Origin of the sequence: Streptomyces sp. NPDC005803, assembly GCF_040630435.1 — a bacterium.
GTDB lineage: Bacteria > Actinomycetota > Actinomycetes > Streptomycetales > Streptomycetaceae > Streptomyces.
In genome coordinates, this window is sequence record NZ_JBEXXO010000011.1 from 224,808 (window position 1) to 239,460 (window position 14,653).

The following is a 14,653-nucleotide window of genomic DNA, read 5'->3' on the forward strand; positions in this document are numbered from 1 at the left end:
GGCGGTCCGCCCGGCAGAATGCGTCGGCATGACCTGGACCTTCACCGATGACGTCGACACCTTCCTCGACGCGGCCGGCGCGTCGCTGGCCGCCCGTCCGGCCGAGAACACGGTCGTCCTGACCGTCACCGCGACCCTGCGGCGCCACGGCCCGCACGCCTTCGGCGACCACGCCCCGGTGCTGGGCTGGTGGCGCGGCGCCGACGGCGAGGTGGCGGGCACCGTGCTCCGGACGCCGCCCCACCCCGCCACGCTGAACGCGCTCGTCCCGGAGGCGGTGGGTCCGCTGATGGCCGCCCTCCACCTCACTCACGTCAACGCGGACCCGGCCACGGCTCGGGCGGTGGCGGCCCACTGGCCGGGGCACCGCGTGGAGGAGGAGCAGCGGCTCTACCGGCTGGGCGAGCTGGTCCCGCCGTCGCCGGCTCCCGGCGGCCGGGCGAGGGCCGCGACCCCCGCGGACCGGGAGCTGCTGCTGGACTGGTTCGCCGCGTTCTCCGCCGAGGCAGGCGGGCCGGGCGGGTCGCCCGCCCGGCATGCGAGGGCGGTGGACGAGCGGACCGCGGAGGGCCGGCTGACGCTCTGGGAGGACGGCGGTCTCCCCGTGTCGATGGCGGGCGTCTCGCCGCGGATCGCGGGCGCCGCACGCGTCGCTCCCGTCTACACCCCGCCGGAGCACCGCGGCCGGGGTTACGCGGCGGCGGTGACCGCCGAGGTGAGCCGGGCGGCCCGGGACGCGGGAGCGGACGAGGTGCTGCTCTTCACGGACCTGGCGAACCCGACGAGCAACGGGGTGTACACGCGCATCGGCTACCGGCCCGTCTCGGACCGGCTGCTGATCAGCGCGCGGGAGAGCGATGAGTGAGGTGCCCGGCCCGCTCTGGCTGGTCGCGGCGAACGTCGTGCGGTGGCGGCGGTACGGGGAGCGGGGGCAGGAGTTCCGGCCCGGCACGAAGGCGTTCCGGGGCGGGGCGAAGGTCTACGTGCTGGACACCTACCCGGGGACGGGGAACGAGCAGCTGACCGCGGTCGGCCACGGCCGGCACACCGGACGCTGGATCACCGTCGACACCGGGATCCGGCATCTGCACACCTTCCGGGCCCGGCCGGTGTACTCCCCGGCCGTCCTCCGGCGGTGCGCCGGCGTGCCCGCGCGGACGCGGGAGGAGGCGACGGAACTGGCGAAGCGGCTGGAGGACGTCGCGCGTCGGGGGCGGCACACGCATCACGCGGCTCCGCACCCCGACCCCTGCCTCTGTCACGCGTGCCTGCCGGTCAGTCCAGAGTGAGCCGCGGTTTCGGCGCGTCCGTGCGGCCGGTCGGCGGGGTGCGGCTGCCCGCGCGGTACGGGAGCGGCCAGGGCGCGCCCGGGCCCGTGTAGCCCTGCTCGGCTGCCGCGTGGAGTGTCCAGTGGGGGTCGTACAGGTGCGGGCGGGCCAGGGCGCAGAGGTCGGCGCGGCCCGCGAGCAGCAGCGAGTTGACGTCGTCCCAGGAGGAGAGGGCGCCGACGGCGATGACGGGCACGCAGAGGGTGTTGCGGATCCGGTCGGCGTACGGGGTCTGGTACGAGCGCCCGTACTCGGGCCGTTCGAAGGGGACGACCTGGCCGGTGGAGACGTCGATGGCGTCGGCGCCGTGCGCGACGAAGGCGCGGGCGATCTCGACCGCGTCCTCGCCCGTCGTCCCGCCCTCGGCCCAGTCCGTCGCGGAGATCCGGACGGTCATCGGCCGGTCGTCCGGCCAGCGTTCACGGACCGCGTCGAAGACCTCCAGCGGGAAGCGGAGCCGGTTCGTCAGCGTGCCGCCGTAGGCGTCGGTGCGGTGGTTGGTGAGCGGGGAGAGGAAGCCCGAGAGCAGGTAGCCGTGCGCGCAGTGGAGTTCGAGGAGATCGAATCCGCACCGGTCGGCGCGCTCGGCCGCGGAGGCGAACCGCTCGCGGACGGCTTCCAGCCCTGCGCGGTCCAGGGCGTGCGGGGTCTGGTTGACGCCCGGCGCGTACGGAATCGGGGAGGCGGCGGTCAGCTGCCAGTTGCCCTCGTCGAGCGGCTGGTCCATGCCCTCCCACATGAGCTTGGTGGAGCCCTTGCGGCCGGAGTGGCCGAGCTGGATCCCGATCGCGGTGCCGGGCGATCCGGCGTGCACGAAGTCGGTGATCCTGGTCCAGGCGGCCGCCTGCTCGTCGGTGTAGAGGCCGGTGCAGCCCGGGGTGATGCGGCCCTCGGCGCTCACGCAGACCATCTCCGTCATGACCAGCCCGGCGCCGCCGAGCGCCCGCGCCCCGAGGTGGACGAGGTGGAAGTCGCCGGGGACTCCGTCGGTGGCCGAGTACATGTCCATGGGCGAGACGACGACGCGGTTGCGCAGTTCCAGGCCCCGCAGCCGCAGCGGGGTGAACATCGGCGGGGTCCCCGGTACACAGCCGAACTCGTCCTCGACCGCAGCGGTGAACGAGGCGTCGCGCAGCCGCAGGTTGTCGTGGGTGACGCGGCGGCTGCGGGTGAGGAGGTTGAAGGCGAACTGCCGGGGCGGCTGGTCGACGTACGCGCCCAGCTCCTCGAACCAGCGCAGGCTGGCCGCGGCGGCGCGCTGGGTGGATTCGACGACAGGCCGGCGCTCGCTCTCGTACGCGGCGAGGGCGGCGGGCAGCCGTGGCTGTTCCTCGATGCAGGCGGCGAGCGCGAGGGCGTCCTCCATGGCGAGTTTGGTGCCGGACCCGATGGAGAAGTGCGCGGTGTGCGCCGCGTCGCCGATGAGGACCGTGTTCCCGTGCGACCAGCGTTCGTTGACGACGGTGCGGAACGTGAGCCAGGAGGAGTGGTGGGAACGCAGCGGCCGGTGGCCGAGGGCTTCGGCGAAGATCTTGGCGCAGTGCCGGGTCGACTCGGCGGTGTCGCAGGTGTCGAACCCGGCAGCGCGCCAGACCTCTTCCCGCATCTCCACGATGACGGTCGAGGCGCCGGCCTCGTCCGGCGGACCGAAGGGCCTCGTCGACGGGTGGCGGACGGGCGCCGGGCGGGAGAAGGGGTAGGCGTGCAGCTGCATCACGCCGTAGGCGGTCTCGGCCGTCTCGAAGCGGAAGGCGTCCAGGGCGAAGTCGGCGGCGAGCCAGATGTAGCGGCAGCGGTGGCCGGTGACGCGGGGCCCGAAGCTCTCCGCGTGCGCGTCGCGGGTCCGGCTGTGCACGCCGTCGGCAGCGATCACCAGATCATGGGAGGCGGCCAGTTCGGCGGCGGGCGGGGCCTCGGTGCGGAAGCGGAGGCGCACCCCGAGATCGGCGCAGCGCTCGTGCAGGATCTCCAGGAGCCGGCGGCGGCCGAGCGCGGCGAAGCCGTGGCCGCCGGAGGTCTGGGTATGGCCCCGGTGGACGATGTCGATGTCGTCCCAGCGGACGAACTCGCGCTGGAGGGCGGCGTGGACGACGGGGTCGGCGTGCTCGATGCCGCCGAGGGTCTCGTCGGAGAGGACGACGCCGAAGCCGAACGTGTCGTCGGGTGCGTTGCGCTCCCACAGGGTGATCTCGCGCTCCGGGCCGAGCCGCTTGAGCAGCGCCGCGGCATAGAGCCCGCCGGGTCCGCCGCCGATCACGGCGATCCGGCGCAGCGGCCACGGCACTTCGCCGGGCGGCGTCACCTGGATCACCGGCCCCGCCACGCCGGCGGCCGTTTCTCGGTGAAGGAGGCGTGGAACTCGGCGTAGTCCTCGCCGTGCATCAGCAGGGCCTGGGTGGCGGCGTCCATCTCCACGGCGGCCGCCAGCGGCATGTCGAGTTCGGCGGTGAGCAGCGCCTTGGTCTGGGCGAGGGCGAGCGCGGGTCCGTCCGCGAGGCGGCGGGCGAGCGCCGCGGCCCGCTCGTCGGCCGCGCCCTCCTCGGCCAGTTCGCTGATCAGCCCGATCCGTTCGGCCTCGGGGGCGCGGACGGGGTCGCCCAGCATCAGCAGCCGGGTGGCGTGGCCGAGACCGACGACCCGGGGCAGCAGGTAGGCCGCGCCCATGTCCCCGCCGGAGAGCCCGACACGGGTGAAGAGAAAGGCGAATCTGGCCGACGGGTCGGCGACCCGGAAGTCGGCGGCCAGCGCCAGGACGGCGCCCGCTCCGGCGGCGACCCCGTGGACGGCCGCCACGACGGGGAACGGGCATTCCCGCAGGGCGCGGACGACCTGCCCGGTCATCCGGTTGAAGTCCAGCAGCTGGGCGGTGTCCATCGCGAGTGTGGCGCCGATGATCTCGTCCACATCGCCGCCCGAGCAGAAGCCGCGCCCCTCGCCGGCCAGCACCAGGGCCCGCACCGCACGCTCCCGCGACAGCTCGGCCAGCAGGTCGCGCAGATCCGCGTAGGCCCCGAAGGTCAGCGCGTTGAGTTTCTCGGGCCGGGCGAGGGTGACGGTGGCGACGCCGTCCCGCGTCGTGACCCGCAGATGGCGCCAGTCCTGCGTACGGGAGGCGGAGCTGGGAAACGGACTCATCGAGGGTGGCCCCTTCAGCCGGCGGGCTGCTGCCTGGGGCCGGCCGGCGTGTCCGGGGCGGCATCGCGGGGCCGGCACGCGATGCCGCCCCGCACGTGCCGGTCGGCCTCCGCCCGAATTTATCACTCGTACGTGACTTCCGTCACGAGTACGCGATAAGCGGGGCGTGAGAGCGGAGTGACGAAGGTCCCGTTCGTACCGGTCGACAGCCCCTTGCCCGTGTCGTCTGGCTTCGTAAGGTTGAAGAGAAGAATTCTCGAGCTCCGGGACTGTTGAGGCCGGGGCTGTTCCCACCCCTCCCCGATCGGAAGGTCCGTCGTGCCGTCCGATGCTCCCGCACCCCTCACCTGGCGTATCTCACTGCCGCATTCCGCGGCCGCCGTGCCGATCGCCCGCGCCCTGATCCGTACGGTCCTGGCGGACCTCGACGCCCCCGCGGACAGTGACACCGCCGAACTGCTGACCGCGGAACTCGTCGCCAACGCCGTGGAGCACACCCCCGGCGACGAACCGGTCGAGCTGGTGGTGCAGCTCCTGCCGACCGGCTGCCAGGTGGAGGTGCACGACGGCTACCCGGCCCTGCCGGGCGATCTCTCCACACCGGAGCCGGGCTGGACGCCCGACCCCTGGCAGGAGCACGGCCGGGGGCTGCTGCTCATCCGCACCCTCAGCTCGTCCTGCGGTCACCGCACGACCGAGCGCGGCAAAGCGGTGTGGTTCACCCTGCCGTCGCCCGCCGAGCCGACGCCCTGACCGGGCCGCCCGCTCAGGCCCCGGCCCGGCCCGCCAGCCGCGAGCGACTGCGTCCGTAGGCGGCGTACACCCCCGCACCGACGGCCAGGAACACCGCGAACTGCACCCACGTCGACCAGCCGGTCCCGTACATCAGATACACGCAGAAGGCGACGCCGAGGAGCGGGCTGAGCGGGTAGAGCGGGACCCGGAACGAGCCCCTCACCTCCGGATTGCGGCGGCGCAGCACGATCACGGCGACGTTGACGGCGACCATGGTGGCCAGCGTCCCGATGGTGGTCAGGTTCACCACCACGTCGAGCGAGGAGAAGGCCGCCGGAACGGCGAAGACGACGGCGACGATCCAGGTGTTGGCGACGGGCGTCGCGGTGCGCGGCGAGACCCGCTCGAAGACCCGCGGGACGAGCCCGTCGCGTGACATGGACATCAGGATGCGGGTCTGTCCGTACATCACCGCGAGGACGACCGAGGCGATGGCGACGATCGCGCCGAACGCGATGATCCCGCCGCCGACACTCGAACCGGTGACCTGGTCGACGATCAGGGACAGGGCGGCCGGCTTGTCGGAGACGGCGTCCGGGCCGAGGGCGCCGATCGCGGCGAGGGCGACCGCGCAGTAGAGCAACGTGACCAGGCCGATGCAGATCATGATCGCGATCGGGATGTTGCGCCGGGGGTTCTTGACCTCCTCGCCCGCGGTGGTGATGGCGTCGAACCCGATGTACGAGAAGAACGCCAGCGACGCACCCGCGGTGACGCCGCCCGGGCCGTGGGCCAGGAACGGCGTGAGGTTGCCGTGCTCGAAGGCGGTGAAGGCGATGACGCAGAACATCAACAGGATGGTGATCTTGAGGACGGCCATCGCGGCGGTGGCCCCCGCGCTCTCCCGGACGCCGCGCACCAGCAGCGTCGCGGCCATCATCACCACGAGCACGGCGGGCAGGTTGATCACGCCGCCGTCACCGGGGCCGGCGGAGAGCGCGGCCGGAAGCTGCCACCCGAAGAGACTGTCGAGCAGTTCGTTGACGTACTGGCTCCAGCCCACCGCCACGGCCGAGACCGACACGCCGTACTCCAGGAGCAGGCACCAGCCGACGAGGAAGGCCGTGCGCTCACCGAGGGTGGCGTAGGCGAAGGAGTACGAGCTGCCCGAGACCGGGATCGCGCTGCCCAGCTCGGCGAACGAGAACGCGGTGAAGATACAGGTGACAGCCGCGAGGACGAACGACAGCACGACCGCGGGGCCGGCCTCGGCCACGCTGTCGGACAGGCCGACGAAGATGCCGGTGCCGACGACGGCGCCGACCCCGAAGCACACCAGCTGGAAGAGTCCCATGGTGCGCTTGAGCCCGTGACCCTCCAGGTCGGCGCCGGACTCGGCGATCAGCTGGTGCGGATCCTTGACGCGGTGCGGCGGGCCGGGCAGGCGCAGGGGGCTCACGGCGGTGGTCTCATCTCTGGTGGCGCAGGTGGGGGGCGGTGCGGCGACGGCAGTGGGGGCCGGGCGCCGCACACGAAAAATGGGGTTCGAGCGTGCGAGCTCGAACCCCACCAACGCGGACCATAATAGACACCCGCGCGTATGTTCACCCCATCGGGTGCATGAACATGCGGGACGACCGGGTCAGCGGGCGGCCAGTGTCGCCACCAGCACGGCCTTGATCGTGTGCATCCGGTTCTCCGCCTCGTCGAAGACGACGGAGTGCGCGGACTCGAAGACCTCGTCGCTCACTTCCAGCTCCGTCAGGCCGTGCCGGGCGTGGATCTCCCGCCCCACCTTGGTGCCGAGGTCGTGGAAGGCCGGGAGGCAGTGCAGGAACTTCACGTCGGGGTTGGCGCTGGCCCGCAGGACGTCCATGGTGACGGCGTACGGCGCGAGGGCGGCGATGCGCTCGTCCCAGACCTCCTTGGGCTCGCCCATCGAGACCCAGACGTCGGTGGCGACGAAGTCGGCGCCGCGTACGCCTTCGGCGATGTCCTCGGTCAGCGTGACCCTCGCCCCGCTGGCCGCCGCGAGCTCGTGGGCCTGCGCGACGACCGCGTCGGCGGGCCAGTAGGCCTTCGGCGCGACGATCCGCACGTCCATGCCCAGCAGGGCGCCGGTGACGAGGTAGGAGTTGCCCATGTTGAACCGGGCGTCGCCGAGGTAGGCGAAGGCGATGCGCTCCAGCGGCTTCTCGCTGTGCTCGGTCATCGTGAGGACGTCGGCGAGCATCTGGGTGGGGTGCCAGTCGTCGGTGAGGCCGTTGTAGACGGGCACTCCGCCGTGGGCCGCCAGCTCCTCCACGGCCTCCTGACTGTCGCCGCGGTACTCGATCCCGTCGAACATCCGGCCGAGGACACGGGCGGTGTCCTTCACCGACTCCTTGTGTCCCATCTGCGAGCCGGAGGGGTCGAGGTAGGTGGTGGAGGCACCCTGGTCGGCGGCGGCCACCTCGAACGCGCAGCGCGTGCGGGTCGAGGTCTTCTCGAAGATCAGCGCGATGTTCCTGCCGCGCAGCTGCTGGACCTCGGTCCCCGACTTCTTCGCCGCCTTGAGTTCCGCGGCCAGGCCGATCAGGCCGCGGAACTCCTCGGCCGTGAAGTCCAGCTCCTTGAGGAAGTGGCGGCCTGCGAGGTCTATGGCCATGATGACTGCTCCTGGGTCGGACGAGGGCGGAAGGGGACGCATACCGTAACCCTGGAAGTCTATACGAAACATTGCATCGGTATACAGTGCGATCGTTCTGAGCGTCTCCCGGGCCCCTCGCGCCCTCGCACGCGCCCCGCCTACACCGGGTCCCGGACGACCGGGCAGCTCATGCAGCGGGGGCCGCCCCGGCCCCGGCCCAGTTCGCTGCCCCGGATCTCGATGACCTCGATGCCCTCCTTGCGCAGATGGGTGTTGGTGGTGACGTTGCGCTCGTAGGCGACGACGACGCCCGGTTCGACGGCCAGGACGTTGCAGCCGTCGTCCCACTGCTCGCGCGCGGCCGCGTGCACGTCCTGGGTCGCGGTCAGGACCCGGATCGAGTCCAGTCCGAGCGCCTCGGCGATGGCGCGGTGCATGTGCTCGGGCGGATGGTCGGTGACCTTGAGATCGCGCGGACCGTCCCCGGGCTCGATGGTGTACGAGCGGAGCATGCCCAGGCCCGCGTACTTGGTGAAGGTGTCCCCGTCGACCATCGTCATCACCGTGTCGAGGTGCATGAAGGCACGGCTCTTGGGCATGTCGAGGGCCACGATCGTCCGGGCGGAACCGGCGTCGAAGAGGCCGCGGGCCAGCATCTCCACCGCCTGCGGGGTGGTGCGTTCGCTCATCCCGATGAGCACGGCCCCCCGGCCGATGACGAGGACGTCGCCGCCCTCGATGGTGGAGGGATAGTCGTCCTGGCCCTCCGACCAGTGGTGGAAGGCTCCGGCCTCGGAGCCCGTGAAGAGCGGGTGGTGACGGTAGATCGCCTCGAAGTGGACGGTTTCGCGCTGCCGGGCCGGCCACCGCATGGCGTTGATGGAGACACCGTCGTAGATCCAGGCCGAGGTGTCGCGGGTGAAGAGGTGGTTGGGCAGCGGCTCGAGCAGGAAGTCGTCCAGGTCCATGACGTGGAAGCGCACGGAGGTCGGCTCGCGGTAACGCTCCAGGAACTCCCGTTTGGTCATCCCGCCGACGAGCGCCTCGCAGAGGTCCGCGGTGGACAACTCCTCGAAGGCGGCGCGCAGGTGCTCGGTGGCCAGCGGTCCGTACTCCTTCTCCTCGAAGACCCGGTCCAGCACCAGCCGTCGGGCCACGGGGATCTCCAGCGACTCCCGGAGCAGGTCGCCGAAGAGGTGCACCTCGACCCCGCGCTCGCGCAGCACGTCCGCGAAGCCGTCGTGCTCCTCGCGGGCCCGGCGCACCCAGAGGACGTCGTCGAAGAGGAGCGCGTCCTTGTTGCCGGGTGTGAGCCGTTTCAGTTCCAGATCGGGGCGGTGCAGGATGACGCGGCGCAGCCGCCCGGCCTCGGAGTCGACATGGAATCCCATGCCCTCATCCTCACCGCGCGGGACGCGGTTCACCCGGCGAATCGCCAGCCGGTTCTTCCGGCCGTCCGGACGCGGTGGCCGGACGGTTCCTCCGACGGGCGGGACGGATGGCCGGCCGCTTCTCCGGCGGGCCGGGAACGGACGGCCGGCCGCTTCTCCGGCGGGCCGGGAACGAACCGCCTGGCCTGTCGCTCCGGCGGGCCAGGAACGGTCGTGGTCCCGGCCCGCCGGTGCGGCTTCACAACCGCGGGTCGACCGGCTCCGACTCCAGCGCCAGGACCGCGAACACCGCCTCGTGGACCCGCCACAGCGGCTCCCCGTCGGCCAGCCGGTCCAGGGCCTCCAGGCCCAGGGCGTACTCCCGCAGGGCGAGCGACCGCTTGTGGCCGAGGAAGCGTCCGCGCAGGCGGTCCAGATTCTCCGGGCGGGTGTACTCGGGGCCGTAGATGATCCGGAGGTACTCCCGGCCACGCACCTTGATCCCGGGCTGCACGAGACGGTCCTTGCCGTCCCTGACGAGCGCGCCGAGCGGCTTGACGACCATGCCCTCGCCGCCGCGACCGGTCATCTCCAGCCACCAGTCGATGCCGGCGCGGACCGACGCCTCGTCGGCGGTGTCGACGACGAGCCGCCGGGTGACCTGGAGCAGACCGGTGGGGTCGTGCTCCACCAGCCGGTCCAGCCACGCCAGTTGCTCGTCGTGGGGTACGGAGGCGAGCGAGCGGCCCTGCACGGCGAGGATCTGGAAGGGCGCCAGGCGCACCCCGTCCAGCCCCTCCGTGCTCCAGCAGTAGCGGCGGTAGGCCTCGGTGAACGCGGCCGCGTCCTCGGCCCGCCCCCGCTGCCGGTCCGCGAGCGCGCCGACGTCGATCCCGCGTGCCGCCGCCGCCGCGAGCGCCCCGGTGGCCGCGGGGAAGACGGCCCCCGACGCGGCGCCGACCGCCGCGTACTGCGAGCGCAGAAGTCCGGCCGCCTTCAGGGACCAGGGCATCAGCTCGGCGTCGAGCAGCACCCAGTCGGTGTCCCACTCCTCCCAGAGCCCGGCGGCGGTGACGGCCGCGCGCAGCCGGTCCAGCACGGCCTCGGTGAGCGCGGGATCGTCCAGGAACGGCCGTCCGGTGCGGGTGTGCAGCGCACCCGTCGGGCTGCCCTTGCCGAGGTCGCCGGTACCGAAGCGCTCCCGTGCCGCGTCGGCGTCCCGGCAGACCAGGGCCACCGCACGGGAGCCCATGTGCTTCTCCTCGCACACGACCTCGGCCACGCCGTCCGCCCTGTACTGCGCGAACGCCTCGGCCGGGTGCTCCAGATAGCCCTCCTCCCGCGAGGTGGCGGTCGGCGCCATGGTCGGCGGAAGGTAGGCGAGCAGCCGTGGGTCGACGGCGAACCGGCTCATGACCTCCAGCGCGGCCGCCGCGTTCTCCTCGCGCACCGCGATGCGGCCCATGTGGCGGGTCTCCACGACCCGCCGGCCCTGCACGTCGGCGAGGTCCAGCGGCCGGCCCTCCCGGCCCCCCGGGGCCTCGGTGCTCAGCGGCTGCACGGGCTCGTACCAGACCTGCTCCGCCGGCACGTCGACGAGCTCACGCTCCGGCCAGCGCAGCGCGGTCATCCTGCCGCCGAACACGGCCCCGGTGTCCAGGCAGATGGTGTTGTTGATCCAGGAGGTCGTGGGGACGGGCGTGTGACCGTAGACCACGGCGGCACGGCCCCGGTAGTCCTCCGCCCACGGGTAGCGCACCGGCAGTCCGAACGCGTCGGTCTCCCCGGTCGTCTCGCCGTAGAGCGCGTGCGAGCGGACCCGGCCGGAGGTACGCCCGTGGTACTTCTCGGGCAGACCGGCGTGGCAGACGACGAGCTTGCCGTCGTCCAGCACGTAGTGGCTGACGAGCCCGTCGATGAACTCCCTGACCCGCTCCCGGAACTCCGGGTCCCTGGCGTCCTCCCGCTCCAGCTGCTCGATGGTCTCGGCGAGCCCGTGGGTCTGCTGGACCTTGCGGCCCTTGAGGTAACGGCCGAGCTTGTTCTCGTGGTTGCCGGGGACGCAGAGCGCGTCGCCGTCCGCGACCATGGACATGACGCGGCGCAACACGCCGGGGCTGTCGGGCCCGCGGTCGACCAGGTCGCCGACGAACACCGCCGTACGCCCGTCGGGGTGCGAGCCGTTCACGTAGCCGAGCTTGCCGAGCAGGGTCTCCAGCTCGGAACTGCATCCGTGGATGTCACCGATGATGTCGAAGGGGCCGGTGAGGTGGCGGAGGTCGTTGTAGCGGCGCTCCAGAACCACTTCGGCGTGCTCGGCCTCCTCCTCCGAGCGCAGGATGTGGACCTTGCGGAACCCCTCGCGCTCCAGGCCCCGCAGCGAGCGGCGCAGCTCGCGGCGGTGGCGCTGGATGACGTGACGGGGCATGCCGGCGCGGTCGGGGCGGCCGGCGTTGCGCGCGAGGCAGACCTCTTCGGGCAGGTCGAGGACGATCGCGATGGGCAGCACGTCGTGCTCCCGGGCCAGCCGCACCAGCTGACGGCGGCTCTCGGGCTGGACGCTGGTCGCGTCGACGACGGTCAGCCGTCCCGCGGCCAGGCGCTTGCCCGCGATGTAGTGCAGGACGTCGAAGGCGTCCCGGCTGGCGCTCTGGTCGTTCTCGTCGTCGGCGACCAGGCCCCGGCAGAAGTCGGAGGAGATGATCTCGGTCGGCTTGAAGTGCTTGCGGGCGAAGGTGGACTTGCCCGAGCCGCTCGCCCCGATGAGGACGACGAGGGAGAGGTCGGTCACCGGCAGGACGCGCCTGGTGCCGTCGCTGGTAGTGCTCATGCGGCTTTCGCCTCCTTCTCGGTTCTGCCGGGCTTGTCGGTCGCGGCGGGCTTCTCCGCCGCGTCGGGCTTCGTTGCCGCGTCAGGCTTTTCCGCCGCGTCGGGCTTCTCGGCCCCGTCGGCCGCGGTCATCGTGAACACGGCCAGCTGGGTGGGCGGCCCCACCTCGGGGTCGTCGGGGCCCACCGGCACGAACTCCACTCCGTACCCGTGCCGGCGAGCCACGTCGCCCGCCCAGTCCCGGAATTCCGCCCGGGTCCATTCGAAGCGATGGTCGCCGTGCCGGACGTGGCCGGCCGGGAGGGTCTCCCAGCGGACGTTGTACTCGACGTTCGGCGTGGTCACGAGCACGGTGCGGGGGCGGGCCACACCGAACACCGCGTACTCCAGGGCCGGCAGCCGTGGCAGGTCGAGGTGCTCGACGACCTCGCTCAGGACCGCCGCGTCGTACCCCTTGAGCTGCTTGTCCGTGTAGGTGAGCGATCCCTGCCGGAGCGTCACCCGGGCGGCCTGGCGCTCCCCCATCCGGTCCAGCTTCAACCGGCGCGAGGCGATGGTCAGGGCGCGCATCGAGACATCGACGCCGACGATCTCGGTGAAACGCACGTCCTTCAGCAGCGCCTGCACCAACTGCCCCTGCCCGCAGCCCAGGTCGAGCACCCGGCTCGCCCCGGCACCGGTCAGCGCCGCCAGGATCGCGGCCCTGCGCTGCTCGGCGAGCGGTACCGGCCGCTCCTCCGTGTCGGCCGTCTCGTCGACGGCGTTGTCGATGCTCTCGACGTCCAGGTCGTCGGACTCGGCGAGCCGCACCAGCTCCAGCCGCTGCATCGCCTGCCGGGTCAGCCCCCAGCGCCGGGACAGGTACCGGCTGGTGATCAGCTTCTGCTCGGGGTGGTCGGCCAGCCAGCCCTCACCGGCCCGCAGCAGCTTGTCCACCTCGTCCGGCGCCACCCAGTAGTGCTTGGCGTCGTCGAGCACCGGCAGCAGGACGTACAGCTGACGCAGTGCGTCGGCGAGCCTCAACTCGCCCTCCAGCACCAGCCGTACATAGCGCGAGTCGCCCCACTCGGGGAACTGCTCGTCCAGCGGTACGGCCACCGCGTCCACACTCGACCAGCCGAGCGGGCCGAAGAGCTTGCTCACCAGCTCGGCACCACCACGGGCCGGCAGGGCGGGCACCTCGATCCGCAACGGCATCGGCTCCGCCGCCCGCTCGGGCATCGCCTTGCACGTGCCGCTCAGCGCGGACTTGAAGACGGTGCTCATCGCGACGGAGAGCAGCGAGGACGCGGCGTAGGGGCGGTCGTTGACGTACTGCGCGAGCGCCGCGTCCGGGGCGCCTCCCCGGCCCTTCCCCTTGCCGCGCCGCACCAGCGCCACGGGATCCACCTCCAGCAGCAGCGCTGCCGTGCACCGCTCCGCTGACGCCTCGGGATAGAAGACGTGCGCGGTGCCGTGCGAGGTGGAGAACGTCTGCGCCTTCTCGGGATGCTTGTGCAGCAGGAATCCGAGGTCGGTGGCGGGACGCTCCGGGGAGCCGGTGGTACTGATCGTCAGGAACACGCGTCCGAGTATGGTCCCGTTCACTCGCCCTCACCAGGCATTTTCATCCCTCCACCGGCTCGGTTGTCCTCCCTCCTTTGCCGAGCAGTGCGGCCAGTTCCGCGATGACGGGCGGGCCGACCCGGCAGCAGCCGCCGACCAGCCGCGCGCCGGTGTCCTGCCAGGCCCGGACCTGTCCGGGATCGAACGTGGCACCCCCGGCCCACGTCCTCCCCTTCGCATCCCAGCGTTCCCCGCTGTTCGGATAGACCACGACCGGCTTCCCCGTCACCTCCGCCGAAACCCGGACCGCCCCGACCACGTCGTCCGGATCGAAGCAGTTCGCCCCGGCCGCCACCACCTGTTCGTTTCCCCGCACGAGGGAGAACGCCTCCTCCAGCCGCTGCCCCGCCCTGGTCCGGTCACCGGCCACGGTGTAGGAGAGCCAGACGGGCAGCCCGGACTCCCCCGCTACCCGCAGCAGCGCCTGCGCCTCATCCAGGTCCGGCACCGTCTCCAGCGCCAGCACATCGGGGCCGGCGGCGGCCAGCGCCTCGATCCGGGGGCGGTGGAAGCGCTCCAGTTCCCGGACCGTGAGCCCGTAGCGGCCCCGGTACTCCGCCCCGTCCGCCGTCACCGCCCCGTACGGGCCGACCGAGGCGGCGACCCAGACGTCCCGCTCCACCGCCCCGGCCGCCCGCCGGGCCAGTTCCACGCTGCGGGCGAAGAGCCCGGCCGCCTCCGCCCGCCCGAACCCGTGCCGGCGGAACCCTTCGAAACTCGCCTGATAGCTCGCCGTGATGAGCACCTGCGCGCCCGCCCTCACGTACGCCGTGTGCGCAGCCTCGATCTGCTCCGGCCCGTCGGACAGCAGCCGTGCGGACCACAGGGCGTCGGACAGGTCGCAGCCCTGCGCCTCCAGTTGGTTGGAGAGCCCGCCGTCGAGCAGAACGGTCCCGGCATCGAGCGCCCCGGCCAGGGAACGCGACGGGGGGCCGGCGGGCCGGCCGGATCCGGGGGAATCATGGACGGGCGACACGCACACTCCTCTCTCAGGTGAGCGGGTCCCGCCCCGTCCCGGGGCG

General features: G+C 72.4%; 11 protein-coding genes. 3 read left to right on the forward strand and 8 right to left on the reverse strand.

Annotated features, from left to right (window positions below):
* Positions 1-28: 28 nt before the first annotated feature.
* Together ABZ454_RS18030 and ABZ454_RS18035 are read left to right on the forward strand one after the other, a co-directional pair.
* Positions 29-865: a GNAT family N-acetyltransferase gene (locus ABZ454_RS18030; RefSeq protein ID WP_359539037.1), complete on the forward strand. Its 837-nt coding sequence runs from the start codon at positions 29-31 to the stop codon at positions 863-865.
* Complete coding sequence (locus ABZ454_RS18035; protein ID WP_359539039.1) at positions 858-1,289, forward strand: hypothetical protein; 432 nt, start codon at positions 858-860, stop codon at positions 1,287-1,289. Before ABZ454_RS18030 ends, ABZ454_RS18035 begins: the two co-directional genes overlap by 8 nt.
* Here the strand turns inward: ABZ454_RS18035 and ABZ454_RS18040 are convergent.
* Both ABZ454_RS18040 and ABZ454_RS18045 read right to left on the reverse strand, forming a co-directional pair.
* Positions 1,276-3,651 carry a bifunctional salicylyl-CoA 5-hydroxylase/oxidoreductase gene (locus tag ABZ454_RS18040; RefSeq protein WP_359539042.1) on the reverse strand — a complete coding sequence of 792 codons (2,376 nt, stop codon included), beginning with the start codon at positions 3,649-3,651 and terminating at the stop codon, positions 1,276-1,278. The two genes, ABZ454_RS18035 and ABZ454_RS18040, sit on opposite strands and share 14 nt — an antisense overlap.
* Positions 3,636-4,463, reverse strand: a complete 828-nt coding sequence (locus ABZ454_RS18045; protein WP_356320650.1) for an enoyl-CoA hydratase family protein — start codon at positions 4,461-4,463, stop codon at positions 3,636-3,638. Before ABZ454_RS18045 ends, ABZ454_RS18040 begins: the two co-directional genes overlap by 16 nt.
* 318 nt (positions 4,464-4,781) lie before the next feature.
* On the opposite strand from ABZ454_RS18045, the gene ABZ454_RS18050 reads away from it, so the two are divergent.
* Positions 4,782-5,216: an ATP-binding protein gene (locus ABZ454_RS18050; RefSeq protein ID WP_356320648.1), complete on the forward strand. Its 435-nt coding sequence runs from the start codon at positions 4,782-4,784 to the stop codon at positions 5,214-5,216.
* 13 nt (positions 5,217-5,229) lie between these two features.
* Here the strand turns inward: ABZ454_RS18050 and ABZ454_RS18055 are convergent, their stop codons facing one another.
* The 6 genes from ABZ454_RS18055 to mmuM form a co-directional block, all read right to left on the reverse strand.
* A complete protein-coding gene (locus ABZ454_RS18055; protein ID WP_359539043.1) occupies positions 5,230-6,657 on the reverse strand; it encodes an amino acid permease in 1,428 nt (475 codons plus the stop codon).
* Positions 6,658-6,840: 183 nt separating this feature from the next.
* Positions 6,841-7,845, reverse strand: coding sequence for an ornithine carbamoyltransferase (gene argF, locus ABZ454_RS18060; protein WP_356320644.1), 1,005 nt, complete (start codon positions 7,843-7,845; stop codon positions 6,841-6,843).
* A 140-nt stretch (positions 7,846-7,985) separates the two neighbouring features.
* Positions 7,986-9,218: an arginine deiminase gene (locus ABZ454_RS18065; protein WP_359539044.1), complete on the reverse strand. Its 1,233-nt coding sequence runs from the start codon at positions 9,216-9,218 to the stop codon at positions 7,986-7,988.
* 238 nt (positions 9,219-9,456) lie between these two features.
* Entirely contained in the window at positions 9,457-12,027 is a 2,571-nt protein-coding gene (locus tag ABZ454_RS18070) for a polynucleotide kinase-phosphatase (RefSeq protein WP_359539046.1), read from the reverse strand.
* Entirely contained in the window at positions 12,024-13,589 is a 1,566-nt protein-coding gene (locus ABZ454_RS18075; protein WP_359539048.1) for a 3' terminal RNA ribose 2'-O-methyltransferase Hen1, read from the reverse strand. Before ABZ454_RS18075 ends, ABZ454_RS18070 begins: the two co-directional genes overlap by 4 nt.
* Positions 13,590-13,632: 43 nt before the next feature.
* A complete protein-coding gene (gene mmuM, locus ABZ454_RS18080) occupies positions 13,633-14,607 on the reverse strand; it encodes a homocysteine S-methyltransferase (RefSeq protein ID WP_359539050.1) in 975 nt (324 codons plus the stop codon).
* Positions 14,608-14,653 lie beyond the last annotated feature (46 nt).

Bases quoted from the DNA above. Each gene is read 5' to 3' on its own strand.
- ABZ454_RS18045 (WP_356320650.1), bottom strand. From the start codon at position 4,463: ATGAGTCCGTTTCCCAGCTCCGCCTCCCGTACGCAGGACTGGCGCCAT.
- argF (WP_356320644.1), bottom strand. From the start codon at position 7,845: ATGGCCATAGACCTCGCAGGCCGCCACTTCCTCAAGGAGCTGGACTTC.
- ABZ454_RS18030 (WP_359539037.1), top strand. From the start codon at position 29: ATGACCTGGACCTTCACCGATGACGTCGACACCTTCCTCGACGCGGCC.
- ABZ454_RS18065 (WP_359539044.1), bottom strand. From the start codon at position 9,218: ATGGGATTCCATGTCGACTCCGAGGCCGGGCGGCTGCGCCGCGTCATC.
- ABZ454_RS18070 (WP_359539046.1), bottom strand. From the start codon at position 12,027: ATGAGCACTACCAGCGACGGCACCAGGCGCGTCCTGCCGGTGACCGAC.
- ABZ454_RS18035 (WP_359539039.1), top strand. From the start codon at position 858: ATGAGTGAGGTGCCCGGCCCGCTCTGGCTGGTCGCGGCGAACGTCGTG.